Origin of the sequence: Caproiciproducens galactitolivorans (assembly GCF_026672255.1) — a bacterium.
Lineage (GTDB): Bacteria > Bacillota > Clostridia > Oscillospirales > Acutalibacteraceae > Caproiciproducens > Caproiciproducens galactitolivorans_A.
Window position 1 is genome coordinate 109,454 of sequence record NZ_JAPOHA010000006.1, and the last position, 26,997, is coordinate 136,450.

The following is a 26,997-nucleotide window of genomic DNA, read 5'->3' on the forward strand; positions in this document are numbered from 1 at the left end:
TCCTTTTTTATTTACAGCCACGAACGGTTGACTTTAATATAAATCATTTTCACAATTTGAGCAAGGGCAATATAACCCAGAATAATTGCCGCAAGCCAGCCGAAGTATGCCGCGGGAAGGCTTGCAAGCCCCAGGTAAGCACCGAGCGGCGTAAATGGAATCAGGATGCCGATTGCCATAATAACGGACGTCAGAAGCACAACAGGGGCCGCTGCGCGGCTTTGTATAAACGGAATCTTGCGCGTGCGGATCAAATGGATAATCAAAGTCTGCGACAGCAGGCTCTCGACAAACCATCCGGCATTGAACAGAGCAACCAAAGCGGGGTTCGACGCGGTATTGCAGCCGAACACGAACCACATCAGAAGATAGGTTGCAATATCAAAAACGGAACTGACCGGCCCAATCCAGATCATAAACTTGCCGATGCTCGAAGCATCCCATTTTCTCGGCACACGCAGGTATTCCACGTCCATGTTGTCCCATGGAATGGAAATCTGGGAAATATTATAAAGCAAATCCAGTACAAGAATCTGAACCGGCATCATGGGCAGGAACGGAAGGAATGCGCTCGCGACCAGCATGGACAGCATATTCCCGAAGTTGGAGCTGGAGGTCATCTTAATATATTTAATGATATTTCCAAAGATTTTGCGTCCTTCGATGACGCCGTGCTCCAGCACCATTAAATCCTTTTCCAAAAGGATGATGTCGGCGCTTTCCTTGGCGATATCCACCGCCGTATCCACGGAGATGCCCACATCGGCCTTGCTGAGTGCCTGCGCATCGTTGATGCCGTCACCCATAAACCCGACCGTATGGCCGATTTCCTGCAGCGCGTTGACAACGCGCGCCTTCTGAATCGGAGAAAGCTTGGCGAAAACAGTGGTATCCCCCGCCTGCCGCATCAGTTCTTCCTCGCTCATTTCCTCTATTTCCGAGCCGAGAAGAATTTTATCGACCGACAGACCAACGTCGCCGCAGATTTTCCGCGTTACGCCTTCGTTGTCGCCCGTAAGCACCTTTACTTCAACGCCGTATTCTCCCAGCGCACGAATGGCGGCAGAGGCGGATTTCTTCGGCGGGTCCAAAAGGCCGAGGTAACCCATCAACGTCATTTCGCTTTCATCCTTCACTCCGAAAGTGCCTTCGTCGGACGGGTCCCTTTTCTGTGCGACGGCAATGACCCGCATTCCCTGGGAATTCAGCTCCTGCGCCATATCGACAACCTGTTTGCGCAGTTCTTCGGTCAGCGGAAGGACTTCGCCCTGATATTCACAGTAGGAACAAATCTGCAAAATTTCCTCGACCGCGCCTTTCGTAATAACCTGCGTTTTCCCCTCGCGGTTTTTCAGCACGACGCTCATGCGGCGGCGCGCAAAGTCGAACGGGATTTCATCCACTTTGATATATTCATTATTTAAATACGTTACGCTTTCTTCCCCGGCTTTATCGATCACCGCCAGATCGATCAGGTTCTTCAGCCCGGTCTGGAAATAACTGTTCAGGTAAGCGTATTTCAAAACCCTTTGGTCTTCAATTCCCTGTACGTTCAGGTGGCGTTCAATAACGATTTCATCCCGCGTCAGCGTACCGGTTTTATCGGTGCAGAGGATGTCCATCGCGCCGAAATTCTGAATCGAATTGAGATGCTTTACAACGGTCTTCTGGCGGGACATGCTGACGGCGCCCTTGGCCAGATTCGTCGTTACGATCATCGGCAGCATTTCCGGCGTTAAACCGATGGCAACGGAAATGGCAAACAGAAGCGCATCAAGCCAGTTGTGCTTTGTAAGGCCGTTCAGCAGGAACACAACCGGAACCATAACCAGCATAAAACGGATCATCAGGAAGCTGACGGAATTTACGCCCTTGTCAAAGCTTGTGGGCGCGCGTTCCCCGGACAGCGCCTTGGCCATGTTGCCGAAATAGGTGTCGTCTCCGGTGGCAAGCACAACGGCAAGGGCCGAGCCGCTTACAACGTTGGTTCCCATAAAGCAGATATTCCGAAGGTCAAACAGGTTGTCGTCCTTTTTCGTTCTGTCCGGATCGGGGAATTTTTCAATCGGTTCGGACTCGCCCGTCAAGGCCGACTGGCTGATAAACAAGTCCTTTGCCTTTAAAATCCGCAAATCCGCAGGAATCATATCGCCGCCCGAAAGAACGACAATGTCGCCCGGCAGCAGGTCGGCCATCGGAATTTCTTCGCGTCCGTTTTCACGGCGTATGACCGTGGCCGTCGTTTTTACCATGGATTTCAGGCTTTCCGCTTCTTTCCCGGAACGGAATTCCTGAAAGAAACGCAGGCCGCCGCTGATCAGCACAAGAGTAAGAATCACGATCACCGCCGCCGGGCTTCGGTCTTCCGGCTTTGCAAGCTCAACTTCGGTGAAAAAGGAGATGGCGGCGATTGCCAGCAATACAAAGGTAAACGGATTTTCAAACGCCTTGATTAATTGGATATACCAAGGCTTCGGCTTTTCATGCGAAATTTCATTGCTCCCGTACTGTTCAGAGAACACCTCAACATCAACAATGTCCAGCCCTTTTTCCCTCGTCTTAAGGGTGGAGAGCAGAATGTATTTTTCCATGTTCGAGTATTCTTTGAGCTTTTTCGCAATGGTCTGCGCGCTGCTATCCGTTATTTGGTTTTTCTTTTTCTTCATTTTCAACACCTCCCGCGGGATCTTTCGGAAAAAAAGTCCCCCGCCTGATTTCTGTGAGGCAGGGGACGATTTCATTGCGTCTGCTATCACAGCCTGTTTCATTCCCGGCAGATGACAGCTCTATTAAACAAAGCAAGAGAATTTAAAAATCATCAGTTCTTTAGGTACACAGGCTGAGCGGGTGCTTCTTCCGCATAATCCGGCACAAGGGAAGGCAGGCGAAGCTGACTTTCCAGGCACTCCGAACCGATCCCCATCGCTGAAAACATGAAAATAAACAGTAAACCGGTCTGAATCCAGAAGATCGTCACATCGGTCATCCCATGTACGGCTGTAGCAACCAACGCCGCCGTAAAAAGAATATTCATATTGTTGCCGATATTGTTTTTGAAACGAAGCCATAAAAGCTTCAGCTGAGTAAGAACATAAACTCCGATTGCTCCAAAACCGACAAAGCCGAAGTTTAAAAGGGTATCCAAAACAAGATTGTGGCAATGATAGGTTTTGTAGCCGCCTAGCTGTTCACAGATCATCTGATAGGAAAGCGCACCCGTTCCGAAGATAGGATGCCTTGCAATGCCTTTAATCGCGGTAGTCCAAATGGAGAGCCTTTGCCCGCAGGTGCTGTCGATCGCTTCCAGCCCTCTTGGGAAGATCGAAGGGAAAATAACCCCGATCGTCAAAAAAGACGCCGCAGCGAAAACCAACCCCAGCGCAAGTGCGTACCGGTTCTTCATCACCAGCATGATCATTACGGCGCATGCGGTAGCAATAAAAGCGGAGCAGCTGGCCGCCAAATAAAGGCCAACCAGGTTGGCGCCGATTACGGCAAGATAAAACTTCTTTCCGCGTTTGTTTGTAAAGATGCGATACATGGCAATAATGATGATAAATTCAATCATCATCCCGTAGCAGTTTGCGTTGTGGAATACGGAAATCGGGCGGTATTTCGGCGCAGCGCCGTAAGCGGTTACTTTTTGGTAAACGGCAATTACCGCGCACCAGATACTCGCAACGCAGGAGAGATCCATCACTTTGTCAAAAAGCGGACGGGTCATCACGCTCCGGACGTAAAACGCGCAGGTCGCCACTGCAAGAATAACAATTGCGTACAGCATGCCCCAGTAGTTGCTGTAGATCGCGGATATAAAAAACGGAATAATCAGAAAACCGAGAAGAAACTTCGAATAGGGAGAAGAAAATGCCTTTGATCTTACTTTACAGTTAATCATCGTCATAATTGCGATACCGCTGGTTACAACAACGCTGAAGTAAAAGGGCACAAATATGGAAGCCGCCAGCAATAAAACAAGCAGACTGTCGATATCCTGAACCGGAAGTTTTGATTTTTGAAAGTCAAATTTTATCATATTCAACATACTTGATAAGATTCAGACCCCCTTTTTTCATTTTACGATCTGTGAAAAAGGTATACTCAGCATTTCACATTTTTTTATTATACCATAATGCCAATATGAAACAAGATAAATTATGATCGAATATGTGGTCTTTCCTATTCATAATCTATACGTTTTGACGAAAATTGTTATGAAATTTTAAAGTTTTTTACAAATTGAGTTTCGTTCTGTCCTATATAGTATAATGAATTTCAATGCGAATCATACACGAATGGGGATAAATACATGATACTTGATGAAATTTGCTCCAAAGGGCTTACACAGGAGCAGGTGGAATCCCGCCGTCAGCGGGGACTTGTAAACGGAACGGATGAAATAAAAACCAAGTCCATCGGCCAGATTGTGCTGGGCAACGTTGTTACGCCGTTCAATATTTTAAACGTAATCCTTGCTTCTTTGATCGTTATGGTGGGATCCTATAAAAATCTTCTGTTTATGGGCGTGATCATCTGCAATGCTCTCATTGGTACGATACAGGAAGTCCGGGCGAAAAAAACAATCGACCGGCTAAAGCTGATTGCGGCGCCGAAAGCCGGCGTAATGCGGGACGGGATAAAAAAGGAACTTCCGGTCGGCGATCTGGTGCTTGACGATATCCTGATTCTGACGAGCGGCAATCAGATCTGCGCGGACTGCGTGATCGTCGACGGCGAATGCGAGGTCAACGAGTCTTTAATTACCGGCGAGCAGGACGCTATCTTGAAAAAGGAAAACGATCACCTTTTGAGCGGGAGTTTTATCGCCAGCGGAAGCTGCTGCGCAAAGGTTGAACATATCGGTTCGGAAAATTACGCGTCAAAAATTACAAAAAGTGCGAAATATTTAAAAAAGCCGAACTCGGAAATCATGAACTGGGTCAATAAAATCATCAAGTACATCGGTTTTTCAATCATACCGATCGGCATCCTTTTATTTTATAAACAGTACTTTTTTTCCGGACATCCCTTCCAGCGTGCCGTAGTCGGCACCGTTGCCGCCTTGATCGGCATGATTCCGGAAGGTCTTGTCCTCTTAACCAGTGTCGTTCTGGCCGTCAGCGTCATTCGTCTGGCGCATCATAAGGCGCTGGTTCAGGAATTGTATTCCATTGAAACGCTCGCGCGCGTCGATACGCTCTGCCTTGATAAAACAGGCACCATCACGGAAGGAAGCATGCAGGTGGACGCCATCCTTCCGCTCTGCGATATCACAAAAGAAGACACCGAAGACGCAATCGCCGCGCTGATCACCGCTGTAAACGACGAAAACCCCACCGCAAACGCGATCAAAGGGCTTGGCCTTACCCCGCCGTCCTGGGACTGCACCCGGGCGGTCGCGTTTTCATCCGCCCGCAAATGGAGCGGAGCCTCCTTCCGTGACGGGGGAACTTATCTGTTAGGCGCGGGGGAATTTATTCTGAAAGATGAATTCTGTAAAATCAGCTCGCTTGTCGAAGAACACTCCGCCATGGGACAGCGTGTCCTGCTTCTGGCGCACTCGCCGAATGCGCTGGAAGGGAACGAGCTTCCGTCCGACATTACCCCGCTTGCTTTGCTTCTGTTAAGCGATAAAATCCGTAAAAACGCGAACCGGACACTTTCGTTCTTTGCCGATCAGGGTGTGGATATCAAGGTAATCTCCGGGGATAACGCGGTAACCGTCGCAAATATTGCAAAGAAGGCGGGATTAAAAAACGCGGATAATGTGATCGACGCTTCCCTGCTTCTGAACAATGAAAATTTGAAGGCCGCGGCGGAAAAATACACCGTCTTCGGGCGCGTAACGCCGCAGCAGAAGCTGGACCTTGTGAAAGCCTTAAAAGAACAGGGTCATACGGTTGCCATGACGGGCGACGGCGTAAACGACGTACTTGCCCTGAAAGAAAGCGATTGCAGCATCGCGATGGCTTCCGGGAGCGACGCCTCGAAAACCGTATCGCAGGTCGTACTGCTGGATTCGGATTTTGCAAGTATGCCCCGGATTGTAAATGAAGGAAGGCGTTCCATCAATAATTTGCAGCGTTCCGCCTCCCTGTTCATGGTGAAAGCAATCTTTTCGGCAATTATCGCGGTCCTTTTCATTTTTGTCAGCTGCGGATATCCGTTCCAGCCGATTCAGTTCACGCTGATTAACGCGGTAAGCATCGGTATTCCGTCCTTCATTCTCGCACTGGAACAAAACCGGGAACGCATTCAGGGAAGGTTTATGGTCAACGTTATGAAAAAATCCCTGCCCGGCGCGCTGACAATGTCGACAAACATTCTCTTTCTTGTATTGATCGCCTGCAGCCTGCAGTTTTCTCCCGAGCAGATTTCCACACTGGCGGTGATTCTTACCGGCTATACCGGGCTGCACACTCTTTTTAAAGTGTGTATTCCTTTCAACGTAAAGCATGCCGTCCTGTTTTGGCTGATGGCGGGCATCTTTATTGTTGCCATCCTTTTTTTCAAGCCGTTCTTCGGTTTAGTCAATTTAACCCTGCCCATGGTGCTGATTCTTGTTCCATTGCTGCTGGCGGCAACCAGCTTAATGTCTTTATATTATCACATGATTGAAAAAGTCATTATGAAAAAGGCAAAATAGGCCTAATCAATCCCGATTGTTCGAAAACATTCTTCCGTGGGAACTTTTCCCGGGCGTAAGTACCGGCCCAGATTATAAAGGCATTCCGGATCTTCCGTTATGTAGTTCATTTTATACTGGCAGTTCATGCTGCCCTGAAAGCCCAACTTTTTAACCACCGGAATCGACGCGCTGCTGACTTCTCCGAAAGGATAGACAAAAGTCGTCGGCAGCCAGCCTGTGTGATCTTTTATCTCATTCTGCACCTTCATTAAATCCGTGGTCAGAACCGTTTCATACTGGCCGACGCTTTCTCCCCATTTTTTCGCGGCGCCGCGGCGCCCTTTTCCCGAATGAAGATTATAAGTATGGTTCTGGACTTCTACACAGCCCGAATCCATCATTTCCTTGAGTTCATTCCATGTGCAGTGGGAATAATTCGGATGGTCCGCTTCCCCGCTGTCTGAAAAAATGTCGGTGCAGGCGCCGATCGGGGAGAGAACCATTTTCATATGGTATTCCTTCAACAGCGGATAGGCGTAAAGGTAATTGTTGTAATATCCGTCATCGAACGTTATCATAATCGGCTTTGCCGGCAGCGAAGCCTTTTTATTTACATAATTAATTAAATCCTGCATGACAACCGTGGTATACCCGTTCTTTTTAAGGTATTCCAGATCCGATTGAAACATGTCGGGAGATACCACATAAGCACCCTGATACTTTTCTTCTTTCAGCATGCTGTGATACATCAGAATCGGCAGCTTAACACCCCGGCCGTTATCGTTCGCCTTGGCGGTATTTCCCGCGCCGCAGAATAAAAGAAACGAAACCGCTATGATTGTAACAAAGAGCAGCGGCAGTTTTTTATGCATATGTAAAGTAAAAAACATATAACATACTCCTTTCGGTTCTAAATATATGGAGCCGAAAGGGAAGATATCACAAAAGGACAGCGCCGGGTCAAGCCCTGAACGCCGTCCTTTTTCTTTTAAGAAAGCACTTCAAGGATATCGTCCAAAAATTTTTCAATATCATTGAATACTTCAACCCGGTTGGTTTCACATAAGACCGAATGCTTTGCACCGGGATACAGAATCAGCCGCACATCGTGGCCGGTCTTTTTCAGCTTCCTTGCAGTCTGGCGCACGCCCTTTCCGAACCCGCCGACCGGGTCGCTGTCACCGGAAATCAGCATAATAGGGATATGGGGCATTTTTTTAAACCACCCGGGGGCAGTCACCTGCTCCTGGAGAAGAAGAATGTCCCGGTATCCGGACGCGGTCAGATCAAAACCGCAGAGCGGGTCCTGAATATATTTTTCCACTTCGTCCGTATCGCGCGAGATCCAGTCCGCCGGAATGAAAAAGGGAGCAAAATTTCCGCTGTTTTTTACCGACGCCATCTTCCGGAAAATCTCGTCATGGCCCTTTTCGCCCTTCTTTTTTATGACGGTACTGCAAATCAGCTTCTGGACTTTAAAAGCGGCTTCGCTCGTACTTCCGCACGTACCCATGAATACGGCGCCGGCCAGCTCGTCACCATGCTGTGTGCAATAGGACCGGACCAATAAGGAACCCATACTGTGTCCCATGAGAACATAAGGTACTTTTGGATAATCCCGGTGGATGAGCGTATAAAGCTTATGCATATCCTGTACCAGATTCTGACAGCCGCCTCTTCCGAAATACCCGTAAGAACCTCCGGCGGAAACCGATTTTCCATGCCCCAGATGGTCGTTCACCGCAACCACAAAGCCTTCGGCAGCCATATACTTTGCAAATTCAACGTAAAGCAGGCTGTGCTCCGACATACCGTGGGCAATCTGCAAAACGCCTCTCACGTTCGCTTTCTCCGCCGGCTCCAGAATTCTTACAAAAATTCTTTCATCTTCAACACAGGAATCGAAAGACAGTTCTCTTTGTTTAATATCCAATTTTCCCACCTCTTTACGCTGCTGTTTTTCATATATCCTATTATATCGCAAAGGGAAGGAAAAAGATCGTATGAATTGTAAACAAATTTAAACTGCAATATTATAAATAACAAAATAATGGAAAATCGTTCCTCCCAGCACAAAAAGGTGCCAGACGGTATGCATATATTTCATCTTTTTGCCTAAACCGTAGATCGCGGCGCCCACCGTATAAAGCACGCCGCCGAGAATTAAATACAGAATGGAACGGGGGTCAAGTTTTTCCATAAGCGGCTGAAAGAAAAAAACCACCAGCCAGCCGAGAGCAATATAACAGACCATTGAAAATTTCCTGAAACGATTTAAGTCCACGGCGTTCAGCACAATCCCCACAATGGCTACCGTCCATACAATCGTGAACATCAGCCATCCGGTCGAACCGCCGAAGCATAGCAGCGCAATCGGCGTATAGGTACCGGCGATCAGCAGGAAAATCGTACAATGGTCCAGAATCCGGAAGATTTTTTTGCCGTTGCAGACGTCAAGCGCATGATACAGGGTGGAAACCGAATACAGCATGATCATGGTCACGCCGAAAATCGACACGGCCGCCGTCGTCATCACGTCATGCCGCCCGTAAATCAAAAGCGCCACGAAACCGGCGACCGCAAGCCCCGCGCCGACGCCGTGCGTTGCCGCATTGAGGATTTCCTCCAAAACCGTGTAGTCCGGCAGCTCCAGTTCCTTCCGCCGGGCCGCCCTCCAGGCTGTTTTGTTGATACTGTTGTCTACCATGATATCACCATCTTTTCATTATTATATAACGTAATATTGAATACTAGATAACAGTGTACAACGGTATGAATGATTTGTCAAGAAGAATTAACGCGAAACGCCCTCTAAATTAAAGGGCGGAATAAAATCCCGGCTTGCCGATTTTCTTTCCTGAACGAAACCGTCCAGATTTAAGCGAAATAAATGCTCCTGCATTTTTTGGTATTCCCGCGCTGTAATCCGGCGGTTGATTTCCGGAAAATTCTCCGCTTTGCCGCAGGGAGTATACTGCGCCATCAGGCTGACCAGCACGCCGTCGGGCAAATTTTCCCCCAGCCAGTCGAGGACGGCGATGGAGTTTCGCGTGTTTCCCGGCAAAATAAGGTGGCGCACAATGGTGCCGCGCGTCATCATGCCTTCCCTGTCAAACACAGCCGGCCCGGTTTGCCGCGCCATTTCAAGCACGCAGGCTTTCGCGCTTTCCACGTAATTTGAAGCGCCGGAGTATTTTTGCGCAAGTGCATTATCCGCATATTTAAAATCGGGCAGGTAAATGTCGATCCATCCGTCGAGCACCTTCAGCGTTTCCAAGCTTTCGTAGCCGCCGGAATTATAGACAACCGGAAGCTTTGTTTTCCGAAGCGCAAGCGCCTGAAGAATCGCGGGTACGAAGTGCGTCGGATTCACCAGATTAATATTGTGCGCCCCCTGTTCCGCTAGACGGTCAAAAATATCCGCCAGTTCCTGAACGCTGATGATTTTTCCGACTTCTTTTTTCGTACTGATCTGATAATTCTGGCAAAAAACGCATTTCAGGCAGCAGCCGGTAAAAAAAACCGTTCCGGAACCCCGTTTTCCGCTGATACAGGGTTCCTCCCAGAAATGGAGCGCCGCGCGCGCGACAACGGGATTCGAGCCCATGCCGCAGAATCCGGCGCCTTCGTTTTCCGTTCGGAGCGCGCCGCAGTTGCGCGGGCAAAGAGTACAATGCTGAATGGTCATGCTTTCCCCTCCGTCAGGCACATCATCGCGGCAAGCCCGCCGCGTTTCCCGCCGCTCGCGCGGTGAGACCAGAGCCATTGTGCGTTACATTGCGTACACAGCCCCGCGATTGTGATCTGCTCCCTTTGAATACCGGCATGAATCAGGATGCACCGGTTAGCCTCCCATAAGTCGATATGGTATTTTCCCCCGCCGTTTTGTACGATAAATTTCCGCGGGTTCAACTGCGTCAGCTTGGAAAATTCCTCGTACACCGGCGCGTCTACTTCAAAGCAGCAGGGGCCGATGGAAGGGCCGACCGCGGCGACAAGGTCTTCGGGCCTGCTCCCAAATTCCCGCTCCATGGTTTTCACCATTTTTGCGCCAATCCCGGCGACGGTTCCGCGCCAGCCCGCGTGGGCCAGACCGATCGCACGCTTTACAGGGTCAAGGAAAAACAGCGGAACGCAATCCGCATAGTACGTAACCAGCGTGACATCCGGCTCATCGGTAACCAACCCATCCACGCTTTTGATATCCTTCGGCTTCCAGATTCCGGTTCCCCGGTTTTCGGCCCCTACCCTGCGGATAAAGGTTCCGTGATCCTGCGAGGAAGCCACCAGCGTGGAATAGTCAAAGCCTGCGGCGGAACAGAACCGGTGAAAATTCTCCGTAACATTCTCGTCCCGGTCGCCCCGGCCAAAATTCAAATTCATGGAAGCGAACGCATTTTCACTGACCCCGCCGATCCGTGTGGAAAAAGCGTGCCGTACAAACCCGTATTTTTCAAACGCCGGAAACGTAAGGTAGGCGACATCCCCGCGTTCATAGAATTTCATATTTTTACTGTCGTAATTCATAATGCCTCCAATAAACCTACGTAAAAAGCGCGCCCAGCTTTCTACACTGAACGCGTCTTGTTATTGGGCTTTCTTTAATTCATCAATTTCAACCCGCATGTCTGTCACAATTCGTTCCAAAACTTTTACGCGGCTTTTCAGCTGTTCCTGCTCGTCGGCATCCGGGAGCCGATCAAGAATGATTTTGTGGCCTTCTGCCAAAAGCTGAATTTTCTTTTCAACATTTGCTTCAAGATAAGCTTTCGTCCGATTTTCGGATTGACTAACCGTTGATTCCATATGAGCTTTCATGCGATTTTCGGAATTACTAACCGCTGATTCCATATAAGCTTTCATCCGGTTTTCGGATTCACTAACCGCTGATTCCGTATGAGCTTTCATTCGATTTTCGGAATTACTAACCGCTGATTCCATATAAGCTTTCATCCGGTTTTCGGATTCACTAACCGCTGATTCCGTATGAGCTTTCATTCGATTTTCGGAATTACTAACCGCTGATTCCATATAAGCTTTCATCCGATTTTCGGATTCACTAACCGCTGATTCCGTATGAGCTTTCATTCGATTTTCGGAATTACTAACCGCTGATTCCATATAAGCTTTCATCCGATTTTCGGATTCACTAACCGCTTGATTAAACAGTCCTGCTATGGCCTGCAGATCCTTTTCGTCCAACATTCCTATCACCGCCTTGCCCATAAGTATATCACCGAAAAGAATCGGTTGCAAGCCTGAAAAAACGGCGAAAAAAAGGAGAGCCTGTCAGCTCTCCTCTTGAGGATCTTCATCCTCTGCTTTATCCTTTTCGGAATTGACCGGAAGGATTCCTTTTTTTACAACCATACCCTCATATTTCAGTTTGAACTGAACCCGGCCGTAGAACCGGTGATGGCAGTGCCAGCAAACGAATTCCGCGCGGTAGCTCTTGTTTTTGAGCTGCCAGTCTCCCGTCCGGTGCGCGCGCCGTCCGCAGACATCACATTCGAAACGCAGGTCGCTCCGTTTGATCAGCGGATGATTCAAATCACAGACAATCACCGTTTTAAACAGGAGTTTGTCGTAAAACTCCTGCGCGGTCGCGTCCTGAATGGACGGTTTGAAGTTTTCCGGCGTATACAGCTTCCGAAAACATTGCAGGGACAGAAGACTGTCCCCGAGTGCCCGGTGGTGATCGAATCCCTCTTCGTCAATATGCAGAAGCTGCGCCGCGGTGCTCAGCCCCATCTGCTTGGTTGCGTCGTAATCCAGCATCTTTTCACAGTATTCCTGCAAATTGATATACCGTTTCAGGAAGGGAATGTGTTCATTTCCGCAAAAATAGCGGCAGTTCTCGATCAGGGCGAGAATGTCCGACGTTCCCCATGTCATGAAGACCGCGTCGCCCGCCCATTTTTTAAAACGGCTTGTGACCTGCATGAACTGAAGACCGTCCTTCAGTTCCTCATTGGTTATGCTGGTCAGCGTTTTAATTTTACCGCTCAGTTTCTTCCCGACCTGGGGGCGCACAAGGGATTCAAAGGTATCTACAACATTCAGATTCCCGTCGACTTTCACGGCGCCGAATTCGATGATTTCATTCATAAAGCCTTTCAGCTTCCTGCTGTAGGTACCGTTCCATTCCAAATCAAGAATTACAATATTCATATCATTTTTTCTTACTGGCCTGTTTCATGCGCAGTTCCTTACTCAGGATCATCTTGCGCATGCGGATGTTTTTCGGCGTCACTTCAACCAGTTCGTCATTCCGAATAAATTCCAGGCACTGCTCCAGACTTAAAACGGTATGCGGCGTCAGCTTCAGCGCTTCGTCGGAACCGGACGCGCGGGTATTGGTGACGTGCTTCTTCTTGCAGACATTCACGACGATATCGTCGGATTTCGGGCTTGCACCCACAATCATGCCTTCATACACTTCAACGCCGGGCCCGATAAACATGCGGCCGCGGTCCTGCGCGTAGAAAAGTCCGTATCCTGTGGATTCGCCGGTTTCATGTGCGATCAGGGAGCCCTGCGCGCGGGTCTGGATTTCGCCCTTATAAGGTTCATAACCGTCGAAAACGCTGTTCATGATTCCGTTGCCGTTGGTGTCGGTCAGGAATTCCTGCCGGTAGCCCATGAGGCCGCGCGCAGGAATCTTGAATTCCAGATGGCTCATACCGGTATCGCGGGTGCCCATATTCACAATCTCCGCCTTGCGCGTTCCGAGTTTCTCCATAACCGCGCCCACGTAGTTGTCCGGAACTTCAATCATGAGAAGTTCAATCGGTTCGCAATTTTTTCCGTTGATCGTTTTATAAATAACATGCGGCGCGGAAACCTGGAATTCATAGTTCTGGCGGCGCATCTGCTCAATCAAAATGGAAAGATGCAGTTCTCCGCGGCCGGAAACCTTAAAGGTATCGGCGGAATCGGTTTCTTCCACGCGCATGGCCACGTTGGTTTCCACCTCTTTAAACAGACGGTCGCGCAGATTCCGGGAGGTAACGTATTTCCCTTCCCGTCCCGCAAACGGGCTGTTGTTGACCATGAACATCATGGAAACGGTCGGCTCGTCAATCTTGACGAACGGAAGCGGATCGATACAATCCGGCGAACAGGCGGTTTCGCCGATATTCAGCCCCGGGATACCGGAAACGGCAACAAGGTCGCCTAATTTCGCTTCCTGCACTTCCACGCGTTTCAATCCTTCGAACTGATAAAGCTTTCCGATTTTCGCATTTTTCTGCTCGCCGTCACGGCAGCAGAGAACCACGTTTTCGCCGTCGTGAATTTCACCGCGCTCCACACGGCCGATCCCGATTCTTCCAACATAATCATCATAGTCAATGTTGGAGAACAGAACCTGTGTCGGGCCGTTCAGATCGCCCTTCGGCGCGGGGATATGCTCCAGGATCGCGTCCAAAAGCGGTTTCATATCGGTACCCGGAACTTCGGGGTCCGTTGTGGAGTAACCGTCGCGACCGGAAGCGTAAACGACCGGAAATTCAAGCTGGTCGTCATTCGCGCCAAGCTCAATAAACAGATCGAGGACTTCGTCAACGACTTCCGCCGGTCTTGCACCCGGGCGGTCGATTTTGTTGACGACGACCAGTGGGATTTTTCCAAGGCCGAGCGCCTTTTTCAAAACAAACCTTGTCTGCGGCATACAGCCTTCAAACGCGTCGACCAACAGCAAAACGCCGTCGACCATCATCAGAATACGTTCCACTTCGCCGCCGAAATCGGCATGGCCGGGAGTATCAACAATATTAATTTTAACACCGTTATACATAACGGCGGTATTCTTGGAGAGGATTGTGATGCCGCGCTCGCGTTCCAGATCATTCGAGTCCATTACACGTTCCGCAACATTCTCATTGGCTCGGAAAATGCCGCTTTGCCTTAACAGCTGGTCAACCAGAGTGGTTTTACCGTGGTCGACGTGCGCAATGATTGCAACATTCCGGATGTCATTTCTTGAGTCCATAATCGATAATACCTCTTTAAACATTAAATTCACAAATAATTTCACAAAACTTTTTTATTATACCACACATCACCCCGTTTGTGAATAAGTCAGGTTAAATAAAAGATGTTCTGTTCGACAAAAAAGCGCCGGTATTCTACCGGCGCTTTTCGGATTTGGAGCGAACGACGAGGCTCGAACTCGCTACCTCCACCTTGGCAAGGTGGCGCTCTACCAGATGAGCTACATTCGCACTGCATTGGTGCAAGTGATATTATACGACATAACCCGCTCTTTTGTCAAGCATGATTTTTTAAAGATTCCAATTCGTTTTGCAATTCCCTATTCGGCGCGCTTATGCTATAATAACAGAATGAATTTACTAGTTTTCTACTAGTTTTCGAAAGGTGACCTGTATGAGCTGTTCTATTAATCTGGGAGAGTGGAACTCCGTTTTTGCCGTTCCCTGCTCCGTTGTCGATAAACATATTAAATTGGCGGGTTCCGTCCAGCTGAAAGTGCTTTTGTGGGAACTGCGGCACGCGGGAGAAAGCTTTGAAGCCGCCGATATTGCAAAAGCGCTCAGCATTGACCGTGCCGACGTAAGCGACGCGATGCTTTACTGGCAGCAGACCGGGCTGTTTGCTGAAAAAGACGGCGAATTCGTCCCCGCCGGGGAAGCCGGTTTTAAGGACGAAACCGAAAAAACGGCGGAGGAGCCCTCGCCTGCGATTCCTGCGGAAATCCCGCCGGAAAAACCGAAAAAGATTCTTTCGCGTCCGCAGAAACCGGACAATGCGTTTGTGGCAAAACGAATCGGGGAATCGAACGAGATTGCCTGCCTGATGCAGGAAGCGGAGCAGATTCTCGGCCGGCTGATTTCCAACGGCGATTCCGCCATGCTGCTAATGCTGCACGACCATTACGGCCTGCCCTGCGACGTGATCATTATGCTGCTGCAATATGTTGTCAGCATCGGCAAGGCAAATTCCCGTTACATAGAAAAAGTGGCCATGAGCTGGGCCGATGAAGAAATCTTTACCCACGAAAAAGCGGAGGAAAAGCTGCGCCGTCTGGATGAAAACAAAAAGGCCTGGCATGCGGTGGAACAGGCGATCGGCATTATGCACCGCGCGCCTTCTTCGAAGGAGCAGTCTTTTGCCTCTGTCTGGATTAACGAATGGAATTTCAACACCGCACTGATTCACGAAGCGTATGAACGCAGTGTGGACAACACCGGCAAATTCAGCCCCAGCTATATGAATAAGATTCTGGAACGCTGGCACAAGGAAGGGATTTCTACCCTTGAACAGGCGCAGAAGGATAAAGAAGAGCGGGCGGCGGCCCGCAAAGGCGGCAGACAGCCGAAAACGACTTATGATATTGAGGAGTACGAGCGCTCCGGCGTTTTTGATAACTTTGACAGGAAGTGATTGCATTGGGTTACAGCAGGGAAATTTATGAAAGTGCGGAACGGATTCTGCTGGAACGCCGTAAATCTGCCGAAAACACGGCGGCCGAACGCAAGTCTGTATTTTACGGTTGTTACCCGGAAGCAAAAAGGATTGAATCCGCGCTGTCCAAAACCGCAATCGCCGCGGCTCGCGCGATTTTCGGCGGCAGCAGCGCAAAAGAGCAGCTTGTAAAGCTGAAAGAGGAAAATCAGTCGTTACAAAACCGGATGAATGAACTGCTCGCATCCGCAGGCCGCGGCGCAGATTATCTGGAACCGCCTTATTCCTGTAAGAAATGCGGCGACACCGGCTATATCGACGGCAGAATGTGTTCCTGTATGAAAAAGCTGCTGCAGGCGCAGGCCTACGAGAATTTAAATAAGCTGACGCCGCTTTCCCTTTCCACCTTCGAGAGCTTTTCGCTCGATTATTACGCGGACAGCGCCGAAAGCGGCCAAAAGTCCCCGCGAAGCATGATGGAGAAGGTATTCCGCAACTGCCAAAATTACGCGCGCGGCTTTTCGCTTTCCTCCCCCAGCCTGATAATGCAGGGCGGCACGGGGCTGGGCAAAACCCATATGTCGCTCGCAATCGCCAATACGGCGATTCAAAAAGGTTTCGGCGTTGTATACTGTTCCGTCAACAATATTATCACCAAACTGGAACACGAGCATTTCGGCCGCGATACACAGGGCGACACCGACCGGCTTCTTCTGGATTGCGACCTGCTGATTCTGGACGATCTGGGGACGGAATTCCGCAGTGCGTTTTCCTGCGCGGAGATTTATAATATTGTAAACACGAGACTGATGACGCAGAAGCCCACCATTATCAGCACCAATCTTTCCATTCAGGAGCTTCAGGAGCGTTACACCGAGCGTTTCGCTTCAAGAATTATGGGCGACTACGTCCGCGTGCTGTTCTGCGGCAGGGACAACCGGCTGCAAAAACGGCTGCGGAATCTTACATAAGTATGTATTTGGTGAAAGCCGCGTGAACACTGTGTTCATGCGGCTTCTTCTTTTATCGCGCACGGTTATTTTCCTTTGTAAAATATTTCCTGTTAGTATACGGAAAAGAATAATTGATAAAATAAATAGGATATGCTATACTGTGTAAAATTCCGTTTCAGCCGAACGGTTTTCCGCTGTTTTATACCGGGTGGAAGATCGTTTGGTTTTTACTGCGGAAGAATTTTAAAGCAGGAAAGGTTGTGGTGTTAGGGTTGGAAAAAAAGCTGACTTTATACGGCTTTAACAACCTCACAAAAACACTTAGCTTCAACATCTATGATGTGTGCTATGCAAAAAGTGAGAGAGAGCAAAAGGACTATATTGCTTATATCGATGAGCAGTACAATTCGGAAAGATTGACAAAAATCTTATGCGATGTAACCGAAATGATAGGCGCGCACGTCCTGAACATTTCCAAGCAGGATTACGACCCCCAGGGCGCTTCCGTTACGCTTCTGATCTCGGAAGAAGCCATCCCAAGGCATATGATTGACAAATCCTGCAACCATGGTATCGGTGATCTGCAGGACAGCCGCGAAACGGTGGTCGCTCATTTGGACAAGAGCCATGTTACCGTGCATACCTATCCGGAATATCATCCAGACAACTCGATTGCAACTTTTCGCGTGGATATCGACGTATCGACCTGTGGAAAAATATCGCCTTTGAACGCGCTCGATTATTTAATCGGCAGCTTCGATTCCGATATCATTACCATTGATTATCGTGTACGCGGTTTTACACGGGATGTGAACGGCAAAAAATTATTTATTGACCACGACATAACCTCGATTCAGGATTATATAGATAAAGAAACTTTAAAAAGATACGACGCGATCGACATTAACGTCTATCAGTCGAATATTTTCCATACAAAAATGCTGATTAAGGAAATCGTTTTGCAGAATTACTTATTCAATACGGATTCCTACGAATTGCCGCCCATGCAGCGGTTAACCATAACCGACAATCTGCGGCGCGAAATGATTGAAATTTTCAGCGGCGCAAATGTGTACTGAGAAGGTGAGGAAGCGATGAGCCATCTGTCTCAGGAAAAAACGCCGATTCTGACGGCGCTCAACAAATACCGTATGGACCGTATCGTCCCGTTCGACGTGCCGGGCCATAAGCAGGGGCGCGGCAATCCCCGGCTTACTGCGTTTTTGGGAAAGCAATGCCTTTCGGTGGACGTAAATTCCATGAAGCCGCTGGACAATCTCTGCCATCCGGTTTCCGTTATTAAGGAAGCGGAGGAACTGGCGGCGGACGCGTTCGGCGCCGCAAACGCATTTTTTATCGTAAACGGAACAACCGCGGCTGTGCAGTCCATGATTCTGGCGACCTGCAAACGGGGCGACAAGATTATCCTTCCCCGCAACGTGCATATCAGTGCGATCCACGCGCTGATTTTAAGCGGCGCACAGCCCGTCTATGTGAACCCGGGCGTAAATACCCGGCTCGGCATCCCGCTTGGGATGACCCCCGAGGATTTAAAAGCGGCAATCGCACAGAATCCCGACGCAAAGGCGGTTTTGGTAAACAATCCGACCTATTACGGAATCTGTTCGAATTTAAAAGAAATTACGGAGCTCGCGCATGCGCATAATATGCTCGTGCTTGTGGATGAAGCGCACGGCACCCATTTCTATTTCGGCGAAGGTCTTCCGGCTTCCGCCATGTCCTGCGGCGCGGACATGGCGGCCGTCAGCATGCACAAAACCGGCGGTTCCCTTACACAGAGCTCCCTTCTGTTAACCGGGAAAAGGCTGAACCCCGGCTGTGTCCGCCAGATCATCAACCTTACCCAGACAACGAGCGGCTCCTATCTTCTGCTGACCTCACTGGATATTTCACGGAGCAGTCTTGCTTTGGACGGAAAAGCCATGTTCCGCAAAGTTGTTTCTCTTGCGCAGTACGCGCGGGACGAAATCAACAAAATCGGGGGCTATTATGCTTTTTCCAAAGAACTGTGCGACGGCGGCGCGGTCTATGATTTCGATACCACGAAGCTTTCCGTTTTTACAAGGGATATCGGTCTTGCCGGCATCGAAGTCTACGATATTCTCCGCGACGAATACGGCATTCAGATTGAGTTCGGCGATATCGGCAATATCCTTGCGATTATTTCCGCCGGTGACAGCGAATTTACAATTGAACGGCTGGTCGCCGCGCTGTATGAAGTCAAGCGCCGGTATGCAAAGGACCCGACCGGGATGTTCGATCACGAGTATATTGCCCCGCAGGTGGAAATGACCCCGCAGAACGCGTTCTACGCAAACAAAAAAATGGTTCCCATCGGAGCGAGCGCCGGCTGTCTCTGCGGCGAATTCGTGATGTGTTATCCTCCGGGAATCCCGATTCTGGCGCCGGGCGAACGGATTACGGAAGAAATCATCGATTATATTCTCTATGCAAAAGCGAAAGGATGCTTCCTGTCCGGAACGGAAGACATCACGATTGAAAATTTAAAAGTAGTGGATGTGTAAAGAAATGGACTTATGGTTTACGGAACAGCATACAAAGGATGTCTGTTTTTCCATCCGGGTGGAAAAACAGATTCATTCGGAGCAAAGCAAATATCAGCGCATCGACGTATTTGAGTCGAAGGAATTCGGGCGTTTTCTTACGATTGACGGCAAAATGATGCTGACGGAAAAAGACGAATTTATTTATCATGAAATGATCGTCCATGTGCCGATGGCGGTAAATCCCGGCGTAAAAAACGTACTGGTGATCGGCGGCGGCGACGGCGGCACGATCAGGGAACTTACCCGGTACGGAACCATTGAAAAGATCGATTTGGTGGAAGTGGACAAACGCGTTCTGGAAGTGAGCCGCGCGTATTTTCCGGAGGTTTCCGAAAAACTTTCCGACAAACGGATTTCCTTTTATTTTGAAGATGGGCTAAGATTTATCCGTGAAAAGGAAAACGAATACGACTTGATTATTGTCGATTCCACCGACCCGTTCGGCCCGGGCGAGGGGCTGTTTACCAAGGAATTTTACGGAAGCTGCTGCAACGCGCTGAAAGAAAACGGCATTCTGGTAAACCAGCAGGAATGCCCGTATTACGCGGATTATTCAAAATTCATGAAGCGGGCACATCAGTGCATGCAGGAATTTTTTCCGGTCTGCCGGATTTATCAGGCGCAGATTCCGTCCTACCCTTCCGGGAACTGGGTATTCGGTTTTGCTTCAAAGGGACTGAACCCGGTTTCCGATTTGCGGGATTCAGAATGGAACAAACTGGGATTAAAGACCCGGTACTACAACACGGATGTGCATGTCGGCAGCTTCGCGATTCCGAATTATATCCGGGATATTTTAGCCGATACAACGGAACAGCAAGAATTTTAAAAAAGCAAAGGGGACTTAGGGCGCTGACCCCCCGCAAGCTTTTGAAAAGCTTAATCAAAACTTTCAATTTATGCAGTTTTTAAAATGATACTTTTGAGACAAAATGGGTGCCCCGCAACGCGGGACACCCGTTTTTCACATATCTATAATAATCTGCTCCGCGCATTTGATTCCGTCCACCGCCGCAGAAATAATGCCGCCCGCGTAGCCCGCGCCTTCGCCGCATGGGAAAAGGCCTTCCGCTAAGGGGGATTGAAAATTCTCTCCGCGCAGAACGCGCACCGGAGAAGAACTTCGGGTTTCCACTGCGGTTAAAAGCGCGTCCGGAAAGGAAAAGCCCCTCAGCTTTCGGTTCATAAGCTGGATTCCCTGCCGCATGGAATCGGTGATAAAATTGGGCAGGCAATCATCCAGACTGCAAGGAGTGATGCCGGGAAGATACGTCGGCTTCACATCCCCCAGGGATTTTGTAGGGACTCGCTTTAAAAAATCCTCCACGCGCTGAATGGGGGCATGACAATTTTCTCCGCCAAGACGAAAGGCTTCCGCTTCCAGCCTGCGCTGGAATTCCATACCGGCAAGCGGGTGCTCATCGCCGAAATCCTGCGGCCCAACGCCGACCAGCAGCGCCGCGTTCGCGTTTGCCCCGTCCCGGGCAAAATTGCTCATGCCGTTTGTGACAAGGCGTCCCGGCTCGCTTGCCGCGGCGACCACGCTGCCCCCCGGACACATGCAGAAGGTATACACGCCCCTGCCGTTTTCCAAGTGCACAGCCAGTTTGTAGTCGGCCGCCCCAAGATTCGGGTGACCGGCAAATTTGCCGTACTGCGCACGGTCAATCAAGCTCTGCGGGTGCTCGATTCGGGCGCCCACGGAAAACGGCTTCTGCTCCATCGGTATGCCGAGGGAATGGAGCATTTCAAAGGTATCCCGCGCGCTGTGCCCCACAGCAAGGATCAGCCGGTCGGTGTCCACGGTGTAAGTTGAACCGTCCTGCGGCTTTACTTCCGCTCCGGTCACCTTCCCGTCTTTTATAAGAATCTTTTTCAGAGCGGTTTCAAAATGCACTTCCCCGCCAAGGGAAAGAATCTGCTCGCGGATTGCCTTTACCGCACAAGGCAGACGGTCCGTTCCGATATGCGGCTTGGCCAGATACAGGATTTCCGGCGGCGCACCCGCGGCAACAAATTCCTCCAGCACTTTGCGCGAACGGGAATCCTTTGTGCCGGTGTTCAGTTTGCCGTCTGAAAAGGTACCCGCCCCGCCTTCGCCGAACTGGACGTTGCAGTCGGGGTTCAGTTCCCCCGTTTTCCAAAAATGCTCCACCTGTTCCTTCCGTTTTTCCACCGCGCTTCCGCGTTCAAAAACAATCGGGCGCTGCCCGGCCTGCGCTAAGATCAGCGCGGCAAAAAGTCCCGCCGGGCCAAAGCCGACGACCACGGGCCGCAGAGCGCGCGGCTTCCCCGCCGGAAGCGCATAGCGATACGGCTCAGCCTCCGTGATTTTCGAATCCTTCGGCGGGCGCTTCAGAATGCAGTCGACATCAACCGTACAGATAAAATGGACATCGTCTTTTTTACGTGCGTCGACCGATTTTTTATACAGTTTCAAAGAACGGATTTCAGCAGGGGCAACCTTTAAACGCGCCGCCGCCTGCTTGATTAAATCCTGTTCGGTGCCGTCTAGTTTCAAATGAATTTCCGATATACGAAACATATTTCACCCTTATTTTTTCAGTAATGCGGAAGCGCAGGCGGTTCCCGCCGCCATACCGGTACTCCAGGCCCAATGCAGGTTGAAGCCGCCGCAGTCGCCGTCGATATTCAAAACCTCGCCCGCAAGGTAAAGGCCGGGACAGACCTTTGACTGAAGGTTTTCGTCCACTTCCTTTAAAGGCACCCCGCCCGCGGTGATCTGGGCATCCTTCCAGGACAGCGTTCCGGTCACTTCAAACCGGAAATCTTTCACCGTTTTCGCAATAGCCTTTAAGTCCGCCGGCCGATATTCATTCGCCTGCCTTGGGATATGCCGCAAGGCCGCCCGAATCACCCCGCGGCCAACAAGCTTGTTCACACAGCCGTTCAAAAGTTCATCCGCCGGCATCAGACCGAGGCTTTTCCGGGTCTGTCCGAGCATCGCAAATACTTCTTCTTCGGTATAATCCGAGAGAAGGTCTAAAGCAATTTCAAGTTTCTTTGCCCCTCCCAGCTCTCCCGCCAAACGGGACAGTTCAAAAATGCAGATACCGGACAGTCCGTTTTCGGTAAACTGCACCTCGCCGCAGACGGTTTTAACAGGTTCTCCGTCGGCGAGGAGCGTAGCGCAGGCCGCACTTCTCGCGCCCTTTAGGGGCTTTGCGCGGGCCGGATCGGTTTTTACCTGTACCAGCGCGGGAAAAAGTCCGGTTACGCTATGGCCCAATGTTTTCAGAATCAGATACCCACTGCCGTTGGAGCCAAGCTGCGGATACGCCTTTCCCCCGCAGGCAAAAATCAGGCGTTTCGCAGAAACGGTGCCGGACTGCGAATGAATCGTAAAATCGGGTTCGGTTTTTTTAACGGCGGTTACGGCGAAATCCGTAAGAGTTTTCACGCCAAGGCTTTCAAGCTGGAAGCGCAGGATATCCAGTACGGCGGAAGCCTGTAAATTATTCGGATAAACGCGGCCTTCCTCCTGTTCCCTGCATAACAGCCCGAGGGACGAAAACCGATCCATAATCACCTGTGCCGTATATTGCTTTAGAATCGGCATAGCGAGGGCCGTATCCCCGTGGTAATGTTCGGCTGTAAGATTGCGGTTTGTAAGATTGCAGCGCCCGTTGCCGGTTGCAAGCAGCTTTTTCCCGACGCGCGGATTTGCTTCCAGTACGGCGATTTTCGCGGGTATCCGGTTTTTCCGGCATTCCTGAGCCGCACAGACCGCAGCCATCAGTCCGGCCGCGCCGCCGCCGATGATTCCAATATCATAATATTCCATAAATCCTCCAAAGCAATTACCAAAGCTGCCCAAGCAGGCCGTAGGAAACGATGCACATAATGATATCCGCCGTCAGGGTTCCCGCAAAGACGGAAAGGATGGCGTCCCGGAACCGCATCCCGAGCAGCGCGGCGATCAGCGAGCCGGTCCACGCGCCGGTGCCCGGCAGCGGAACCGCCACAAAAATATACAGTCCAAAGGTTTTATATTTCTCAACGGATTTGCTTTTTTCCTCCGCTTTCGCTTCTATCCTGCGCACAAGCTTGACAAAGCGGGTGTTTCGCATCCAATCCAGTATTTGACGTATAAAAAGCAGAATAAACGGTACGGGAAGAATCGTACCGAAAAAACAGATAAAAAATGCCCGCACCATGTCAACATTCAGCATACCCGCGGCTAAAATGCCGCCGCGCAGCTCCAGTATGGGGAGCATGGATACGATGAAAATGACCAGTTCCTTTGATGATGTGGTACCCAGCAAGCCTACTACGCTTTTTACGATTTGTTCCATCCCGCGCTCCTTTTCTTTTATCATTTTATAGTATAGCCTATTTTTATTGGGAATGGCAAGGTTTTCAGCCCATACTTTCCGCATTTTTCATGGCATTTTCCCATTTCCATTCTGACATTGATTGCGTCGTCCCTTTCAGCAGCAAAACAGGGAAGCTTTTTGAACGCTTTTTTTAATGGGCAAAAGGAAAACCGACACGGGATTCCCGTGCCGGTTTAGCCTGATGTATACTGTAAGGGGTAATCTTATAATCAGCCGAAATATCTTGCCAGAAGGCCTCTGAATCCGGCGCCGTGACGCGCTTCATCCTTCGCCATTTCATGTACGGTGTCGTGGATGGCATCGTAATTGAGTTCCTTAGCCTTCTTGGCAATGGCAAGTTTGCCTGCGCAGGCGCCCGCCTCAGCCTCTGCACGCATCTGAAGATTCTTCTTCGTGCTGTCGGTAAGGACTTCGCCGAGCATCTCCGCAAAACGGGAGGCATGGTCCGCTTCCTGATACGCGTACTCTTTGAACGCGGCGGCGATTTCCGGATAGCCTTCGCGGTCTGCCTGACGCGCCATGGCAATATACATACCGACTTCACAGCATTCGCCGTTGAAATTCGCTACCAAGCCGTCGTAAACTTCTTTATCGATTCCCTGTGCAATGCCGACCTGATGCTCGCAGGCAAACGGAGCGTTTTCGGTTTGCTCAACAAATTTCTCTTTCGGCGCCTTGCACTGCGGGCAAACCGCGGGAGCTTCTTCACCCTCATAAACATAACCACATACGGAACACACAAATTTTTTCATTTTTACTTACCTCCATATAAATTAAAATAAATATTTTATAAAGGCTTTTGCCTTTGTAAACAATTGGAACAGATACCGTGAAACAGAACCTCGCTGGAATCGATGCGAAGATGATACCTCTCGGCAATTTCGACATTTGCATCCAAAGAGATGAAATTACCGGGAATGTCGATCACCGCCCCGCAGCAGGAACAAACAAAATGCGTATGCGGCTGAATATTTCCGTCGTACCGCTCCTGCCCGTTTACCGTACCGACACTGATGATGGTACCGTCATTTTTAAACTGCGCGATATTGCGGTAAACGGTGCCCAGACTCAAATCCGGATATTCGGGCTTTAATTTCTGATAAACCCATTCCGCTGTCGGGTGGCAGGTTGTACCTTGTATCGCCTTTAAAATGGCCTCTCGTTTTCTGCTGTAGTTTTGTTTCTTCTCCATACGGTCCTTCCTAAATCAATAATAGTAATCATTCTTGTTTCTGTTTCCTATACTAGCACCTTTCCATTCATTTGTAAAGAGGTTTTTTAAATTTTTTTATGGATTGATTTATTAATTTTTTTTGTTACAATAAGTAATGGCCAAAAAAAACAGAAAAATAAGGGGCTTTTATGAAAATCAGAAAGCTAATCAAAGAATATGCGTTAATTACGGTCAGCACACTTTTTATTGTTGTAGGCGTTTACTTTTTCAAATTCCCCAATAATTTTACTTTCGGAGGAGTTACCGGTCTTTCCGTTGTAATTGGCAGGGTTACCCCGTTTACCCCCGGTACGGTAAATATGATTCTAAATGTTTTGCTGTTGATTCTCGGTTTCCTGTTTATCGGCAAGGACTTCGCGGTAAAAACCGTATATTCCAGTATGCTGCTCTCCGTATGCCTTTCCGCGCTGGAAAAGATTTATCCTCTGCACCATCCGCTAACCGATCAGCCGATGCTCGAGCTGGTATTCGCCGTAGCAATACCGGCATTCGGCTCCGCGCTTCTGTTTAATATCGATGCTTCCAGCGGCGGTACCGATATCGTCGCTTTGGTCCTTAAGAAATATACAACCTTCGATATCGGCAGGGCCTTGTTCTTCAGCGACATGCTGATTACCCTTTCCGCGTTTTTTGTATTCGATATTAAGACCGCGCTGTTTTCAACGCTCGGCCTTTTATCAAAATCGCTCGCAATCGACAACGTGATTGAAAGCATCAACCTTGCAAAGTATTTTAACGTGGTCTGCTCAAATCCGGATGTAATTTGCAATTATATTGTAAAAGAGCTCAATCGAAGCGCTACCGTTTTGGATGCAAAAGGCGCGTATTCGCACAAACATAATTATGTTGTCTTAACCGCGCTGCGCCGGCCGCAGGCGGTACAGCTCCGGCGTTACATTAAGCGGGTAGAGCCGGAGGCGTTCATTCTGATCTCCAATACAAGCGAGATTATCGGAAAAGGATTTCATGAGTAAAAATGGTTCCCCTTGCACATCTGAGGGATTTCAAATTGAACTACAAAAAGGGTGAAGCGGAAAATTCCGCTTCACCCTTTTTGCACGATTTAACAGGACTGCTTTACAGAAGATAAAAACCATAGGAACGGGTTCCGTTTTCCTCTATATAAAAACTTCTTGGAAATTGAGAGAGAATAGAATGGATTGTATCGTTATGAGACCATTCTTCAAAGGAATACCCGTAAAAAGGGATCGATGTAACATTATCGAAAATCTCACTGCGTTTTTTAAGAAGGGAAGCAAATTCAACCACATCGCTTGAAATTTTCGATCCTTTATATTCCGTTTCATGCACTTCAAATAAGGCCAGCGAAGAGTCCGGGTCGGTCAACCGGTCTGCACGGGAACCAAAATAAAGAATACAGGGATGGAGTTTTCCGGAAAGAAAGAGCTGCCGGTATACTTTTTTTGCATAGGGCAGAACGTTCCCTCCTCTGATTTTATACAGTTCCCCATCGCGGAGATAGAATGAAACAAACCGGTAGCACTTCACAAGAACCGAAGCCATATGTTTAAATTCTTCCGTGCCAATCCCGCCTGAAAAGGCGATTTCTGCCGATGAGTTTGTAAAAATGGTGGATTCCATTAACGCAAGCTGCAAAGGCAGGTTGCTCTGTATTTCCTGTGAAAGGGTTTTTGCGCTGGAAGGAAATTGAAGCTGCGTTCTATCCACAAACTGGCAGTCAATCTGATTCTCCTTTTTCATCAATATACAGGAACCAAACGGCCTCTCCGGCTCATGCCTGTACAACCCGGCAAAATCGTGCCAGTCAAAAGCAGTTACATGCATATGA

General features: G+C 49.4%; 23 protein-coding genes and 1 tRNA gene. 7 read left to right on the forward strand and 17 right to left on the reverse strand.

The features are described from left to right. Positions 1-11 precede the first annotated feature (11 nt). Positions 12-2,666, reverse strand: coding sequence for a magnesium-translocating P-type ATPase (mgtA, locus tag OUY18_RS07340; RefSeq protein WP_268058110.1), 2,655 nt, complete (start codon positions 2,664-2,666; stop codon positions 12-14). A gap of 152 nt (positions 2,667-2,818) precedes the next feature. Further along, positions 2,819-4,036 (reverse strand): O-antigen ligase family protein, encoded by a 1,218-nt coding sequence (locus OUY18_RS07345; protein WP_268058111.1) that lies wholly within the window; start codon positions 4,034-4,036, stop codon positions 2,819-2,821. 273 nt (positions 4,037-4,309) lie between these two features. Between OUY18_RS07345 and OUY18_RS07350 the strand changes: the two genes are divergently transcribed. After that, on the forward strand, positions 4,310-6,646 hold the full coding sequence (locus tag OUY18_RS07350) for a cation-translocating P-type ATPase (RefSeq protein WP_268058112.1): 2,337 nt from the start codon (positions 4,310-4,312) through the stop codon (positions 6,644-6,646). Positions 6,647-6,648: 2 nt separating this feature from the next. Here OUY18_RS07350 and OUY18_RS07355 read toward each other — a convergent pair whose 3' ends face one another. The 9 genes from OUY18_RS07355 to OUY18_RS07395 all read right to left on the reverse strand — a co-directional run bounded on the left by OUY18_RS07355 (position 6,649) and on the right by OUY18_RS07395 (position 14,853). After that, positions 6,649-7,518: a polysaccharide deacetylase family protein gene (locus tag OUY18_RS07355; protein ID WP_268058113.1), complete on the reverse strand. Its 870-nt coding sequence runs from the start codon at positions 7,516-7,518 to the stop codon at positions 6,649-6,651. A gap of 98 nt (positions 7,519-7,616) precedes the next feature. Beyond that, on the reverse strand, positions 7,617-8,561 hold the full coding sequence (locus tag OUY18_RS07360; protein ID WP_268058114.1) for an alpha/beta fold hydrolase: 945 nt from the start codon (positions 8,559-8,561) through the stop codon (positions 7,617-7,619). A gap of 87 nt (positions 8,562-8,648) precedes the next feature. Beyond that, positions 8,649-9,335: a PAQR family membrane homeostasis protein TrhA gene (gene trhA / locus OUY18_RS07365; protein ID WP_268058115.1), complete on the reverse strand. Its 687-nt coding sequence runs from the start codon at positions 9,333-9,335 to the stop codon at positions 8,649-8,651. An 87-nt stretch (positions 9,336-9,422) separates the two neighbouring features. After that, the gene (locus OUY18_RS07370; protein ID WP_268058116.1) at positions 9,423-10,316 is read right to left on the reverse strand and encodes a radical SAM protein; all 894 of its coding nucleotides are present in this window, start codon (positions 10,314-10,316) and stop codon (positions 9,423-9,425) included. Beyond that, positions 10,313-11,155, reverse strand: a complete 843-nt coding sequence (pgeF, locus tag OUY18_RS07375) for a peptidoglycan editing factor PgeF (RefSeq protein ID WP_268058117.1) — start codon at positions 11,153-11,155, stop codon at positions 10,313-10,315. Before pgeF ends, OUY18_RS07370 begins: the two co-directional genes overlap by 4 nt. A 60-nt stretch (positions 11,156-11,215) precedes the next feature. After that, positions 11,216-11,884 carry a hypothetical protein gene (locus tag OUY18_RS07380; RefSeq protein ID WP_268058118.1) on the reverse strand — a complete coding sequence of 223 codons (669 nt, stop codon included), beginning with the start codon at positions 11,882-11,884 and terminating at the stop codon, positions 11,216-11,218. Between the two features lie 33 nt (positions 11,885-11,917). Beyond that, positions 11,918-12,799, reverse strand: a complete 882-nt coding sequence (locus OUY18_RS07385; RefSeq protein ID WP_268058119.1) for an exonuclease domain-containing protein — start codon at positions 12,797-12,799, stop codon at positions 11,918-11,920. A gap of 1 nt (position 12,800) precedes the next feature. After that, positions 12,801-14,621, reverse strand: coding sequence for a translational GTPase TypA (typA, locus tag OUY18_RS07390; protein WP_268058120.1), 1,821 nt, complete (start codon positions 14,619-14,621; stop codon positions 12,801-12,803). A gap of 156 nt (positions 14,622-14,777) precedes the next feature. Beyond that, positions 14,778-14,853: transfer RNA gene (locus OUY18_RS07395), tRNA-Gly, on the reverse strand. A gap of 163 nt (positions 14,854-15,016) precedes the next feature. On the opposite strand from OUY18_RS07395, the gene OUY18_RS07400 reads away from it, so the two are divergent. From OUY18_RS07400 to speE, 5 genes are all read left to right on the forward strand, one after another. Next, entirely contained in the window at positions 15,017-16,033 is a 1,017-nt protein-coding gene (locus OUY18_RS07400; RefSeq protein WP_268058121.1) for a DnaD domain protein, read from the forward strand. Beyond that, on the forward strand, positions 16,030-17,025 hold the full coding sequence (locus OUY18_RS07405) for an ATP-binding protein (protein WP_268058122.1): 996 nt from the start codon (positions 16,030-16,032) through the stop codon (positions 17,023-17,025). Before OUY18_RS07400 ends, OUY18_RS07405 begins: the two co-directional genes overlap by 4 nt. A gap of 242 nt (positions 17,026-17,267) precedes the next feature. Next, positions 17,268-18,086 carry an adenosylmethionine decarboxylase gene (speD, locus tag OUY18_RS07410; RefSeq protein ID WP_268058123.1) on the forward strand — a complete coding sequence of 273 codons (819 nt, stop codon included), beginning with the start codon at positions 17,268-17,270 and terminating at the stop codon, positions 18,084-18,086. 15 nt (positions 18,087-18,101) lie between these two features. Beyond that, positions 18,102-19,553, forward strand: a complete 1,452-nt coding sequence (locus OUY18_RS07415; RefSeq protein WP_268058125.1) for an aminotransferase class I/II-fold pyridoxal phosphate-dependent enzyme — start codon at positions 18,102-18,104, stop codon at positions 19,551-19,553. A 4-nt stretch (positions 19,554-19,557) separates the two neighbouring features. Next, positions 19,558-20,424, forward strand: coding sequence for a polyamine aminopropyltransferase (gene speE, locus OUY18_RS07420; protein ID WP_268058126.1), 867 nt, complete (start codon positions 19,558-19,560; stop codon positions 20,422-20,424). 135 nt (positions 20,425-20,559) lie between these two features. Here speE and OUY18_RS07425 read toward each other — a convergent pair whose 3' ends face one another. The 5 genes from OUY18_RS07425 to OUY18_RS07445 form a co-directional block, all read right to left on the reverse strand. Then, complete coding sequence (locus tag OUY18_RS07425) at positions 20,560-22,140, reverse strand: NAD(P)/FAD-dependent oxidoreductase (RefSeq protein ID WP_268058127.1); 1,581 nt, start codon at positions 22,138-22,140, stop codon at positions 20,560-20,562. Positions 22,141-22,149: 9 nt separating this feature from the next. Further along, complete coding sequence (locus OUY18_RS07430; protein WP_268058128.1) at positions 22,150-23,400, reverse strand: NAD(P)/FAD-dependent oxidoreductase; 1,251 nt, start codon at positions 23,398-23,400, stop codon at positions 22,150-22,152. A 16-nt stretch (positions 23,401-23,416) separates the two neighbouring features. Then, positions 23,417-23,911 carry a COG2426 family protein gene (locus tag OUY18_RS07435; protein WP_268058129.1) on the reverse strand — a complete coding sequence of 165 codons (495 nt, stop codon included), beginning with the start codon at positions 23,909-23,911 and terminating at the stop codon, positions 23,417-23,419. Positions 23,912-24,162: 251 nt separating this feature from the next. Further along, positions 24,163-24,705, reverse strand: a complete 543-nt coding sequence (locus OUY18_RS07440) for an NADH peroxidase (protein ID WP_268058130.1) — start codon at positions 24,703-24,705, stop codon at positions 24,163-24,165. A gap of 35 nt (positions 24,706-24,740) precedes the next feature. Beyond that, positions 24,741-25,145, reverse strand: a complete 405-nt coding sequence (locus OUY18_RS07445; RefSeq protein WP_268058131.1) for a Fur family transcriptional regulator — start codon at positions 25,143-25,145, stop codon at positions 24,741-24,743. Positions 25,146-25,315: 170 nt separating this feature from the next. On the opposite strand from OUY18_RS07445, the gene OUY18_RS07450 reads away from it, so the two are divergent. Continuing rightward, positions 25,316-26,161, forward strand: coding sequence for a YitT family protein (locus OUY18_RS07450; protein ID WP_268058132.1), 846 nt, complete (start codon positions 25,316-25,318; stop codon positions 26,159-26,161). A 103-nt stretch (positions 26,162-26,264) separates the two neighbouring features. Here OUY18_RS07450 and OUY18_RS07455 read toward each other — a convergent pair whose 3' ends face one another. Then, complete coding sequence (locus OUY18_RS07455; protein WP_268058133.1) at positions 26,265-26,993, reverse strand: hypothetical protein; 729 nt, start codon at positions 26,991-26,993, stop codon at positions 26,265-26,267. Positions 26,994-26,997 lie beyond the last annotated feature (4 nt).

Coding starts and splice junctions, on each gene's coding strand:
- mgtA (WP_268058110.1), bottom strand. CDS start 2,666: ATGAAGAAAAAGAAAAACCAAATAACGGATAGCAGCGCGCAGACCATT.
- OUY18_RS07345 (WP_268058111.1), bottom strand. CDS start 4,036: ATGATAAAATTTGACTTTCAAAAATCAAAACTTCCGGTTCAGGATATC.
- OUY18_RS07350 (WP_268058112.1), top strand. CDS start 4,310: ATGATACTTGATGAAATTTGCTCCAAAGGGCTTACACAGGAGCAGGTG.
- OUY18_RS07355 (WP_268058113.1), bottom strand. CDS start 7,518: ATGTTTTTTACTTTACATATGCATAAAAAACTGCCGCTGCTCTTTGTT.
- trhA (WP_268058115.1), bottom strand. CDS start 9,335: ATGGTAGACAACAGTATCAACAAAACAGCCTGGAGGGCGGCCCGGCGG.
- OUY18_RS07370 (WP_268058116.1), bottom strand. CDS start 10,316: ATGACCATTCAGCATTGTACTCTTTGCCCGCGCAACTGCGGCGCGCTC.
- pgeF (WP_268058117.1), bottom strand. CDS start 11,155: ATGAATTACGACAGTAAAAATATGAAATTCTATGAACGCGGGGATGTC.
- OUY18_RS07385 (WP_268058119.1), bottom strand. CDS start 12,799: ATGAATATTGTAATTCTTGATTTGGAATGGAACGGTACCTACAGCAGG.
- typA (WP_268058120.1), bottom strand. CDS start 14,621: ATGGACTCAAGAAATGACATCCGGAATGTTGCAATCATTGCGCACGTC.
- OUY18_RS07400 (WP_268058121.1), top strand. CDS start 15,017: ATGAGCTGTTCTATTAATCTGGGAGAGTGGAACTCCGTTTTTGCCGTT.
- OUY18_RS07415 (WP_268058125.1), top strand. CDS start 18,102: ATGAGCCATCTGTCTCAGGAAAAAACGCCGATTCTGACGGCGCTCAAC.
- speE (WP_268058126.1), top strand. CDS start 19,558: ATGGACTTATGGTTTACGGAACAGCATACAAAGGATGTCTGTTTTTCC.
- OUY18_RS07425 (WP_268058127.1), bottom strand. CDS start 22,140: ATGTTTCGTATATCGGAAATTCATTTGAAACTAGACGGCACCGAACAG.
- OUY18_RS07430 (WP_268058128.1), bottom strand. CDS start 23,400: ATGGAATATTATGATATTGGAATCATCGGCGGCGGCGCGGCCGGACTG.
- OUY18_RS07435 (WP_268058129.1), bottom strand. CDS start 23,911: ATGGAACAAATCGTAAAAAGCGTAGTAGGCTTGCTGGGTACCACATCA.
- OUY18_RS07440 (WP_268058130.1), bottom strand. CDS start 24,705: ATGAAAAAATTTGTGTGTTCCGTATGTGGTTATGTTTATGAGGGTGAA.
- OUY18_RS07445 (WP_268058131.1), bottom strand. CDS start 25,145: ATGGAGAAGAAACAAAACTACAGCAGAAAACGAGAGGCCATTTTAAAG.
- OUY18_RS07450 (WP_268058132.1), top strand. CDS start 25,316: ATGAAAATCAGAAAGCTAATCAAAGAATATGCGTTAATTACGGTCAGC.
- OUY18_RS07455 (WP_268058133.1), bottom strand. CDS start 26,993: ATGCATGTAACTGCTTTTGACTGGCACGATTTTGCCGGGTTGTACAGG.